At 66.6% G+C, this 11,755-nt stretch carries 3 protein-coding genes and 1 pseudogene; 2 read left to right on the top strand and 2 right to left on the bottom strand.

All coding sequences use genetic code 11. The features are described 5' to 3' along the window. The first annotated feature begins 69 nt into the window (after positions 1-69). On the top strand, positions 70-4,458 hold the full coding sequence (locus tag BUS42_RS10915) for a beta strand repeat-containing protein (RefSeq protein WP_074306939.1): 4,389 nt from the start codon (positions 70-72) through the stop codon (positions 4,456-4,458). A gap of 252 nt (positions 4,459-4,710) precedes the next feature. Then, positions 4,711-6,306 (top strand): HEAT repeat domain-containing protein, encoded by a 1,596-nt coding sequence (locus tag BUS42_RS10910; RefSeq protein ID WP_159452199.1) that lies wholly within the window; start codon positions 4,711-4,713, stop codon positions 6,304-6,306. Between the two features lie 208 nt (positions 6,307-6,514). Here BUS42_RS10910 and BUS42_RS10905 read toward each other — a convergent pair whose 3' ends face one another. Further along, positions 6,515-7,540 carry a sulfotransferase domain-containing protein gene (locus BUS42_RS10905; RefSeq protein WP_074306937.1) on the bottom strand — a complete coding sequence of 342 codons (1,026 nt, stop codon included), beginning with the start codon at positions 7,538-7,540 and terminating at the stop codon, positions 6,515-6,517. Positions 7,541-7,965: 425 nt separating this feature from the next. Then, positions 7,966-11,730 (bottom strand): annotated as a pseudogene (locus BUS42_RS10900) (caspase family protein); the annotation flags it as partial. Between the last annotated feature and the right edge of the window lie 25 nt (positions 11,731-11,755).

The raw sequence follows: 11,755 nt of genomic DNA, 5'->3' as shown, positions 1-11,755 counted from the left end.
GCGAGACCGGCCCGCGGATTTACCGTGCGGCCCATCACCGAGCCATCGTCTGGAACCAGGGACACGCTCATGCGCCTGCCGAAGCTTCCGTCCGTTCGCTCGCCTGGCCGCCCGGCGCGCCGTCGGCCCGTGCATCTCTTGATCGAGTCCCTGGAAGACCGCCTGCAACTTTCTCTCGCGGCGTCCGGCTCGGAGTTCCACGTCAATACCGCGGTTGCCAACGAGCAAAAATTTCCCGCCGTGGCAATGGACCCCAACGGCGATTTCGTGGTGGCCTGGCAGGGGGGGACGGATTTCTCAGGGCCCGATCCGTTCGATATCTTCATCCAACGGTACAACTCGGTGGGCACGCCCCAGGGAGGCGAGGTCCGGGTCAACACGACCACGGGCGACGTCCAAGCGAACCCGGCGGTGGCGATGGACGCCAGCGGGGACTTCGTCGTCACCTGGGAGAGCTACACCGGCGCAAGCGCCTACGATATTTTCGCCCAGCGATTTAGCGCGGCCGGCGTACCCCAGGGGGGGGAGTTCCGCGTGAACACGACCACCGCGAACGACCAAACGAACAGTGCCGTGGCGATGAACCCCGACGGCGACTTCGTCGTCACTTGGGTGAACGGTTCCGGTGCCAATGCCGATGTGCACTTCCAGCGTTACAACGCCTCGGGGACGCCGCAAGGGAGCGAGACCGTCGCCAACACGACGACTGCGGGAGCTCAGCTCAGCCCGTCCGTGGGGATAGATTCCGCGGGCAAATTCGTCATCGTCTGGCAGGACAGCAGTGGAAGGGACGGCAACCTCAATGGGGTCGTCGGCCGCCGATTCGACGCCTCGGGAGCGGCGATCACAGGCGAGTTCGTTGTCAACACCACCACGACCGGCCGCCAGGATTTCCCTTCGATCGCAATGAACGCGTCGGGCAACTTCTTCGTCACCTGGAGGGCCGATGGCGTCGGCGCGGACGATATCTTCGCCCGGGGGTTCAACGCCTCGGGAGTGGCGCTCGGCAATGACTTCCGGGTCAACACGACCACCGCGAACTCACAGACCCTACCGGCCGTGGCGATCGACCCCCAGGGCAACGCCCTGGTCGTCTGGCAGAGTGCCCTGGGGCAGGACGGTAGCGGCGACGGCGTCTACGCCCAGCAGTTCGGCCCCACCGGCGTGCCCTCGGGAAGCGAGTTCCGCGTCAACTCCACCGTCGCCGGCAACCAGAATCAGCCCGCGGTGGCGGTGGACGCCACTGGCCGTGCCATCGTTGTCTGGCAAGACCAGGATCAGGAGGGGGCGGGTAACGGCTATGGCATCTATGCCCAGCGTTATCAGCCCGTCAACGTCGCACCGACGCTCGCCTCCCTCTCTAATGTGAGCTTGCAGGCGAACTCCGGGGCACAGACGGTCAACCTGACCGGAATTTCGGCGGGTCCCGGTGAGACGCAGGCCCTCACGATCACGGCGACCTCCAGCAACCCAGGCCTGATCCCCGATCCCACGGTCTCGTACACCAGTCCCAACGCCACCGGCTCGCTCTCGTTCACTCCGGCGGCCAACCAATCGGGCACCGCAACCATTACAGTGACCGTCACCGACGATGGCGGCACTGTCAACGGCGGCGTCAACACGTTCGCACACTCTTTCACGGTGACAATCACCGCCGCCAATCGTGCGCCGACGCTCGACGCGATCAATGACCCGGCGGCGATTCTCGAAGACGCCGCGACGCAAACGATCAACCTGAGCGGCATCACGGCGGGCCTCGGTGAGTCGCAAACGCTGACAGTGACGGCGACCTCCAACAACCCGGGGCTGATCCCCAATCCGACGGTCAGCTATACGAGCCCCAACGGCACCGGTTCGCTGGGCTATACGCCGGTCGCCAATGCCAGCGGGACGGCGATCATCACGGTCACGGTGACGGACAACGGCGGCACGGCCAACGGCGGCCTCAACACGATCACCCGTATCTTCACCGTGACGGTTACCGCGGTGAACGACGCACCGACGCTCGACCCGATCAATGACCCGGCGCCGATCCTTGAGGACGCCGGGGCGCAGACGATCAACTTGACGGGCATCACGGCGGGTCCCGGTGAAATTCAGACGTTGACGATCACGGCGACGTCAAGTAACCCGGGCCTGATCCCCAATCCGACGGTCTCGTACACGAGTTCCGACGCCATCGGTTCCCTGAGCTATACGCCGGTCGCCAATGTGAGTGGGACAGCCACCATCACCGTCACCGTATCGGATGATGGTGGCACAGCTGACGGCGGAATCAACACATTCACACGCACGTTTGTCGTGACGATCACCGCGGTGAATGATGCGCCGACGCTCGACCCGATCCCCGACCCAGCCGCGATTCTCGATGACGCTGGCGCCCAGACGATCAACCTGAGTGGGATTTCGGCAGGTACTGGCGAGTCGCAAACGCTGACGGTGTCGGCGATCTCCAGCAACCCGGGGCTGATCCCCAATCCAACGGTCTCGTACACGAGCCCGAACGCCACTGGCTCACTGAGCTATACGCCCGCGGCCAATGCCAGCGGGACAGCCACCATTACGGTCACCGTGATGGATAACGGCGGCACGGCCAACGGCGGTCTCAATATGGTCACTCACACCTTCACCGTGACGGTGACCGCGGTGAACGACGCGCCGACGCTTGACCCGATCACTGACCCGACGTCGATTCTCGAAGACGCCGGGGCGCAGGCGATCAACCTGAGCGGCATCTCGGCGGGTCCGAGTGAGTCGCAGACGTTGACGATCACGGCGACGTCCAGTAACCCGGGGCTGATCGCCGATCCGACGGTCTCGTACACGAGCCCGAACGCTATCGGTTCGCTGAGCTATACGCCCGCTGTGAATGCGAGCGGGACGGCGACCATCACCGTCACGGTGACGGACAACGGCGGCACGGCTAACGGCGGAATCAACACGTTCACACGCACCTTCACGGTGACGGTCATGGCAGTGAACGACGCGCCGACGCTCGACCCGATCTCCGACCCGGCGCCGATCCTCGAAGACGCCGGGGTTCAGACGATCAACCTGACGGGCATCACGGCGGGCCCGAGTGAGTCGCAGACGTTGACGATCACGGCGACGTCGAGCAACCCGGGGCTGATCGCCGATCCGACGGTCTCGTACACGAGCCCCAACGCCACCGGTTCGCTGAGCTATACGCCCGTTGCCAATGCCAGCGGGACGGCGATCATCACGGTGACCGTGACGGATGATGGCGGCACGGCCGATGGTGGCCACAGCGTGACGACACGGACTTTCACCGTGGTCGTCAACGCGGTCAATGATGCACCTAGCTTCACGGGGGGATCCGACCAGACGGTTTATGCCGGCAGCGGACCGCAGGGCGTCCTCGGGTGGGCTACGAACCTTCGCACGGGTCCACTCGATGAGGCCGGTCAACGCCTTGATTTCCTCGTCACCAATGACAACCCCGGTTTGTTTGCCGTCGCTCCATCGATCGCGCCCGATGGCGGCTTGACCTTCACACCCGGGAACGACGTCAGTGGGACAGCGACCGTGACCGTCCGATTGCATGACGATGGCGGCACGGCCAGTGGAGGCGTGGATACCTCCGCCACGCTAACGTTCACCGTGACCGTGGTCCCTCGGCCGGTGGTGTTGAGCGGTAACCTGAGCTTCGAGAGCGATACGGGCACCTCACACAGCGATGGGATCACCAACGATCCTTCGCCTGAGTTCACCGGCGCGGCGACGCCCGGCTCGCTCGTCCTCGTCTTCGCCCGGACGACGGACCAGTCCGCCCCCACTGTGTTGGGAGCCGCGCGGGCGGGGGCCGACGGAATCTGGCGACTCAACTCGATCGCACTGGCCGACGGAACCTATTTCCTCAGCGCGAATGCCTCGGGCGCGAGTGGTGCCACGGGACCCTTGAAGGCGCTCGGAGCGATCACCGTCGACACCGTCGCTCCGCGCATCCTTTTCGCGCGGCTCCGGCCGAGGGCAGGCAGGGTGCTCCTTGCCCTCCAGGACGACCGTTCCGGGCTCGATCAAAGCAGTGTGAGCGCGACGACTCACTACATCGCGGCGCGCGTCAGGCCGATGCGGTCGAGATCCATTCCTGTGACCAACATCATCATGTCCGGAAGTGGGGTTCCGACGATGTCCGAGTTTGCGACCGTGGTCGTGAACGGCGGCCGCAGACTCCCAAGATCCGCCCGGATCTTCCTGGAGGTCCGGTCGGGCGGGATCGCCGATGTCGCGGGCAACGCACTCGATGGTGAATTCCGCGGCACCTGGCCGTCCGGCGATGGCACTCCCGGCGGCAATTTCGCGGCCCGACTCCGCCTCAATCGAATCAGGCCCCTTGGGCCGAGGCCGCTCAGCTCGGGGGCCGTCGGAGTGAGCGCATCGTCGATCACGAGAGGTTCAATTCCGGCAGGTCCCCACAAGCATCTCGCGGGTCGATAACAGGTCTCGCTTGCTGAAGCATCCATTACGGAAATGGATAACACTAAACGAGTTTCATTCACGGCCAAGTGGCGATACAGTAGAAAGAGTTTGCCTGGGTCTTGATGATCGCCGCCAGTGGATGCGGGTATGTGAATTCATTTGGTGTGTTAAGGGGGCCCGGCCGGGGCCGCGGGAGAACCCGCCGGTGGCGATTGGTCGACAACCGTGCGCGTCCCTTGGGGCATGCGAAGGTCCTCGGGGGAGGGCGACTTGATCCCAGTCGGTAGACGCCCTTCGGAGCCTGCGGCGGCCGAGCTCAAACGGCCCCGGCGCCAGCTGACCGGCATGCGCGCGCTGATCACCCTGGTTGCGTGTTGCGGACTGATCCTGTGGGCCGCCCGCGTGGTCTGGGAGTACCGAGACCCTACCCTCGCCGAGGATAAGGCGGTCCAAGCCCGTGCGCTCCGCGCGCTTGGTTCGCGGAAGGCGACCGAGCGGGTGGATGCGATTCAAGTCCTTGCACGGCTTCATTTCGCCGACAGTGCGAGCGCGATCCGCCCCCTCACCCCGATGCTGGGGGACGAGGATTCCGCCGTCCGTGCCGCGGCGGTCGAGGCGCTGGGCCCGATCGGCTCCCGTGCGGTCCAGGTCGGCTTGGACCCAGACGCCGTCCGCGCCGCGGTGTCGGCGCTGATCCGCGTGTTGAAGGACCCGGACCCCGGCCTGCGGAGGGCGGCGGTGGCCACCCTCGGGACCATGAGCTCCACGAAGCCCGAGACCAGCGCCGGCCCCCAGGTGGGACCTCCGCCAACCCTTCCCGGCGGAAAGACCATGGGACCCGCGTCGGCGCTCCCGACCCCGGTCGATCGCGTGGCGGTGATCGCCGCTTTCACCGAGGCGCTCGGCGATCGGGAGGCGGCCGTTCGCGGCGAGGCCATCGTCGCCCTGGCCTCCGCGTGTTCGGCGGGCGACCCGCCGGAGTCGCTCGCCGCGGGCCTTGGGGATGAATCGGCCGAGAATCGGAAGGCGACCGTCAGGGCCCTGGCCCGGTTTCGGCGCGGCCTCGATCCCTGGATTCCGCGCCTGCTCCGGATCGCGGAGCACGACGACGACCGATCGGTCCGCGCGGCGACCGTGGGCGTTCTGGGCGGGCTGACCGGGCCGCCCGGGGCCACGGCGGCGGCCGTCCCGACCTTGATCGAGGCCCTGGGGAGCCGCGACCCGCGGGTCAGGGCGGCAGTCGCGGAGGGCCTCTACCGGTTCGGGCCCGAGGCCGCGGCGGCCATCCCCGCGCTGCTTCGCGTGTTCACGGAGCCGATCGACGGAGCGGGAGGGAGAGCAGGGGCCGGCTCCGCCAACGACAGCAGAGCCCTGAGCGGGGTGGCCGCCGCGGCATTAGGGAAGATCGCACCCGGTTCGGCGTCGGCCAAAGGGGTCGTCACGGCGTTGACTGAAGTGGTGCGCTCGGGCCAAGGCGCCCGGCAGGCCCAGGCGGCCGCGGCGCTGGCCCAATTCGGACCGGCCGCCGCGCCGGCCATCCCTGCCCTCGTTCGGATGGCGAGGGAGGCCGGCCCGACCCACGCCCCCGAAAGCGAAAACGAGCAAGCGGCGGCCTGGGCCCTGGGAAAGATCGCCCCGGGCACGCCGGCGGTCGACGAGGCGGTCGCGGCCCTGGAGGACGTCCTCCGGTCGCGTCAGGCCCCGTCCCGCGTCGCGGCGGTCGAAGCGCTAGGGCGGCTCGGGCCGAATGCCGCGACCTGCCTCCCCATGCTCCGTGCACTCCGCGAGGACCCGGACGCCGAAGTCAGGCGGGCCGTCAAACACGCACTCGCTGTGCTTGTACTGGGCGACGAGGGCAAGCTGTAGCCGATTGAACGATTGTAAATCATGCCGACATGGAAAGGACGAAAAAGGGACGGAGCGGGATGGCGGGAAGAGAGTCAATGCCCCTTCGCCGGCAACGACTTGCGCAGAACTGCTCGTGATTTTGGTTGGGACTGTCGCTTACCTCTGCGATGACATGAGGCGATGGAGCCGGCGATCAATGGCGCGTCGCCTGAAGGATTCGAATCGCTCAGGAGGCGTCGTTCGCGACCGTTTCGGAACGGCCCATGCGACTGGATTTGGTGGGTTGGCTGTGCATGGCTCCGGAGGTCTCGGTCGCAGCCTCCCTCGCGGAGTCGATCCGGACGTTGGCCGGGACGGCGGCGGTGGTTCGGGTCGACATGCCGAGGATCCGTTTGACGGCCCGGGCACTCCTGGGATGGCGAAGTGAGGCACACCGCAAGGCGCAGGCAAGCCAGGCACGTGCCAGCTCGAGCTCGCGTTGGAGAACGTCCGAAGGGGACTGGCGTGGGGCGTCGGGGGCGAGCGTGTCCGCCTCGTAGCCATGCGCAACCAGCCACTTATCGCAGAGCCGGGAAAGGATGGCACGCTGACCGGGGGTCGCGTGGGTCCGCCAGTTGCCGGGCCGCCCCTCGCGGAGGTGGTTCCAGTGCAGCAGGGTCTTCTGATCGTAATACTGCAAGTTCGACGGGTCGCTGAGGTCGACCCCTTGAGCTTGCAGTTGTTCGACCAGTTCGAGCGTCCGGCGGCGATTGGTCTGGAACGAGTACTCACCCGCCACTTCAACCGCTTCTTCGCGGCTGATCGGCAAGCCGAGGTGGGCTCCCAGCTCGAGGACGCCGGTCACCGGGTCTTCGACCAGGTTCTCATAACCTTGAACGATGACGCCGGGCTGCTTCGACCAGAACCGGTCGTTGGCGAAGATCTGGTGGATCATCCCTTGGCGAACGAGGAGCTCGAAGCTCACGCCCCGCTTGTGCATCAGCGAGAAGACGACGTCGCGGACGTCGCGATAGGCGTAAACCGCGATCGCCTGCCGATCGGCAATGGCCCGGGAAAAGCTTCGATCCCCTTCATGCGACTTCAGGACGCTCCAGCCCGCGTCCTGCTCGCCGGCTCGATACTTGGCGGTGAACTCCTCGCCGGTCAAGTAGCCGAGGCGCTCACCCCCCCGGTGCTTATCGAGGAGGTGCGTGATCACCTCGTATTGCCACGTCGAGCAGGCGCGGTACATGCCGGCACACAGGACGTACATTTTTGCAATCCTTCATGCTAGCCGAGGCCGTAAAACGGCCTCGGCCCGATTGGGGGGCGCAGCGACAATAGTTTTCGTATCGACCGCGCGGAAGGTTGCAATCAAATCTATTTCTCGCTTTTCAGCGAAGATTCCTCATTTTCGGGCTTTGCGGGGGCCGGCAACTCGAGCAATGGGAAAGAAACGACCGAACCCTGGAGCTGCGCGTTCTGCGTAAGGTTGGCAGTCGGGCGAAACAGGGTGGCCTGGGCGTTTGCGCCCGTTCGCATGACGAGCTGCGGGAAGTTGGCGGCAAGCCGGGGCACGGTCAAGCTGGTGTACCACCGCAGTTCGTCGGTCGTGATCATTCCATCGCGGTTCTTGTCGGCGGACGGCAACTCGTTGAAGAGCGTGAGCCCGGGGATGGTTTCGAGGTTGGGGTCGCCCATGCCTTTCAGGAGCGCGTAGGTCATCAACCCGTGTGCGAGCGCGGCCACTTCGCCGGCCGGCTCGCCACGTCGGGCGGCGAGGAGGTAGGCGGTCTTGGCGCGGTGCGCTTGGGTGTCGACCAACTCTTGAATCATGCGGACTCCCGGGTCGTCCCGGATCGCCTCGGCCTGGCAGGCATCGATCATCACGACGCGTTGCAGGGCCCCAAGGCGCGACAGGTTTCGATAGACGGCAACATACGGGAGGACGCTTTTGGAGGCGAGATCAAGTGCGGCCAATCCCTGCTTCGGCCTCCCCGTTTTGGGGTCGACGTTGAAAAATGGAAAAGAGGGGAGAAGGAGGTGGAATTGGCCGTTCAGCGTGTCGGCGTGGCCGGCCAGGAAGATGGCGACGGTGTCCTCGGGGCGGGTTTTCACCCGGTCGCGAATCTTGGTGAAGGCCTCGTCGACCTTCGCCTCGGTCACGTCGGCGTTGGTCAGGACGATCTGGAGGCCCGGGGTACCCGACGCGCGGTTGCCGCTCTTTTCGAGGTAGTCGGAGAGGTCGACGGCATCGCGGTCGGCGAACTGGAGGGCGTGCCCCTTGTCATCGTAGTGGCTGACCCCGACGGCCAGGATGTGGATTTGCCCCGGGGTGTCCGGACCATCAAAGCGGATCTCGATCGTTTCGGAGCGGCCCTCAACCTCGGTGGAGTCGGGCCGGCCGGCCATGACGTGGAACCGGTTCAGGCCGTGGCGGAGCTTGATCGGAGCGGTGACGACTTGCCGCTTCGCGTCGGGGCTGAGGTCGGCGCCGGAGAGGACGGGAACGCCGTTCTGGTAGAGCCGCAAGTTTGTGACATCGGGCTCGGCCACCGAGATCTTCAGTTGCGTGAGCCGCTGGGCGGCCACCGGTTCAGGGGGCGGATCGATCGTCAGCCGCGGGGGCTGGCGGCGCGGGGGGGCGGGGGCCTTGGGATGGCTCCCTTGGCGGAGCTGATCGGTCAGCTTGAACACGTGGAAGCGGTCGTAGACTTGTTCGAGGGTGAGGATCACCTTGTTGTCGAACCAGGTGACCTGGCTTTCGCCGCCGATCGAGCAGTCGAAGAGGCCGTCGGGGGTGTAGGCGACCCAGTCGCTCGACCCTTGCTGGGCCGAGAGGGTTCCGAGCAGCGAGCGTTCGTCAGGCTTCCAGAGCCGAATCGTGGTGTCGTCGCTGCCGCTGGCGATGATCCGGCTGTTGGGCCAGGCGACCAAGGCATTGACTTGCTCGGAGTGCTGCGGCACCGGTTCCAGTCGCAGTCGCCGCTGAGGCTGGCTCGCTTCCCAGAGCCAGACCGACTTGTCGGCGCCTGCCGCCGCGATCCAACGGCCGTCGGGCGTAAAGGTCACCGCGAGGATCGCGTGGCCGAGACTCCCCAGGTCGATGGGCCGGGCGTCGCCGTCCCAGAGGAAGAGCTGGCCGTCGATGCCACCCCCCACCACCTTGCGAGGCGTCGTGGGCGAAAGCTGGGCCGCGGTGATCGGCACCGGGTCGCCCGACTTGGGGTCGGTCATCGTGTAGGTGGCCACTGGCGCTTGGGCCGCGTCGATGTTCTCGCGGTCCCAGACTTTGACCGACCCATCCTCGCTCGCGGTGAGCCAATGCCGGGAGTCACCGGAGAAGCCGACCGAAGTGATCGGGTGGGGATCGAGGTGGCCGCGAACGGTCTGGACGAGGGTTCCGCTCGACGCTTCCCAGAGGCAGGCGATCGGCCCCTCCAGGCTCCCGGCCGCAATCCAGTGGCCGTCGGGAGAGAGGGCGAGCTTGCCGAACCGTTGCGGGGTGGCTTCGGGTCGTTTGAAGACCGTCGGCAGGATCCGGTTCTCCTCGCGATCGATGACGACGATCTCCCCGTCCTTCTCGGCGGTCAGGTAAACCCGGCTGCCATCCGGTGAGAGCACGCCCGCGATCCAGTCACCATCAAGGGAATTGAGGCTCCGCCCGTTCTCGAGGTCCCAGACTTGCGCCTGCCGGTCCTGGCTGACTTGGAGGAGGTAGCGGCCGTCGCCCGAGACGCTCAGGCTGGCGACCTGGCCGCGGCGGGCGGGGACGGGCGGACGCTGGTGGCCGTCGGGGAGGTTCCAGGTTCGGAGCCCGCCGTCCTTGTCGCCCGAGACGAGCTTGCGGCCGTCCGGCGCGAAGGCGAACGTGGTGGTCTGCCCCTTCGTTCCGACATTCTCAAGAGGGAGTAACTCGGCGGGCTTCGGCCCGGTGAGCTGCCAGAGCCGCAAGGCGCCGGTGGCCGTGCAGGCGGCCAGCCATTGCCCGTCCTTCGAGAAGGCGACCAAGTTGGCGTTGTCGGGGAGTGCCAGGGTTTGCTCGGCGGGAGCCGTCGCATCGACGGTCAGAACGCGCAGTTCCTTGCCCGAGGCGACCGCGATCTGGTTCGAGGGCGAAATGGCCAGGGCATCAACGCCGGCCCCGGTCTTTTGTTTCAGGGCTTCCTTGGTTCCATTGGCATCCCAGACCAAGAATTGGCCACGGTCGTCGCCCATTGCGACCAGGCCGCCGTTGGTCGCCAGCCGACGGCTCGTGACGATCCCGCCAGGGCCGTCGATGGTTGCCAGCGGTTTTCCGCCGGGTCCGAGGAGCGCGACCTTGCCGTCGTCCTCCGCGATGGCCAGCGCAACCGGCCCCGGGCCGCTGGCCGTGGCGATTCCGGTGCTCTGGTTGGAGAGGAGGCGGTTTTGCCCGGCCGGATCGTCCGCGTTACGGAGCCAGCTCTTGCCGTCCATGTCGAGCGAGGCGATCAGGTTGCTCTCGAGCAGGAAGTTGACCTGATCGACGCCGCGCTCATGCGGCGGTGCGGGGGCGACCTCGCCTTGCTTGATGAGGTCATAAACCCGCAACCAACCTGAGCCGTCGCCGCTGGCCAGGCGATCGCCGCGGGCGTTCAAGCCCAGGCTGGTGACGCCGACCATGTGGTACGCGAGCGACCGGAGCAGCTTCCGATCCGAGACCGACCAGATCTTCACGGTCGAATCCTGCGCCCCTGAGATCATCCGCGTGCCGTCACTGCTGAAGGCGAGGGCGGAGACCGCACCTGCGTGCCCGCGTTGGAGCAAGAGCTCGCGTTTCAGGAGGCTTGCCTGGCGGACGGTCGAGGCCCAGAGGTCGAGCCCCGGGTCAATCCCGCCGAGCGTGCGGAAGCCCTGGTCGGCGAGCGTCTGGTTTTGCTGAAGCCGGTCGAGCGACGCGAGCAGGTTGTTGGGACGTTCCGGGGTGCCGAGTGAATCGATCAGGGCCGCGGTGAACGGGCTCAAGGCGCCGACTCGTGTCGCCTCGACCGCCGGCTTGCCGTCGGCGGCCAGCCAGGCGGTCACGCCGGGCCAGCGCACGAGCTTTTGAAGCAGCGGGGTGGCCGACGGGGTCTGTTTCGACTTCGGGTCGATCCGCTCGCCACGACCGAGCAAGGAGGTGTCGAGCCAGCAGACCACCGGACTCTGGCCGGTGGCCGCCAAATCATCGATCGCCTCGTCGAGGGCCCAGCTGGTTTTGTCCCACTGAAGCCGACGGGCGTCGATCGGGAGCAGGTACTCACGTCCGGGGCTGCCCGGTGGGGCCTCGGCGCTGGGGGGCAGGCCCAGCGCGTGCCCTGCGAAGTAGATGACCACCGAATCGTCGGGCCGGACCCGTGCGGGGAGCCAGGTCTTGAACGCCCAGTTGAGGTTGGCGAGGGTTGGCAGTACCCCGTCGGGATTTTTCCCCTTCGTCGGCTCGGCCGCGCCTCGTTCGTCCATCACGAGCACGTTGTCCGCACTCCAG

Source organism: Singulisphaera sp. GP187, assembly GCF_900129635.1.
Classification (GTDB): Bacteria; Planctomycetota; Planctomycetia; order Isosphaerales; family Isosphaeraceae; genus Singulisphaera.
The sequence above is the reverse complement of the archived record's forward strand: the minus strand, read 5'-3'. Positions and strand labels throughout refer to the sequence as shown.

Excerpts from the sequence above, each read along its gene's own strand:
- BUS42_RS10905 (WP_074306937.1), bottom strand. The coding sequence starts at position 7,540 with ATGTACGTCCTGTGTGCCGGCATGTACCGCGCCTGCTCGACGTGGCAA.
- BUS42_RS10915 (WP_074306939.1), top strand. The coding sequence starts at position 70 with ATGCGCCTGCCGAAGCTTCCGTCCGTTCGCTCGCCTGGCCGCCCGGCG.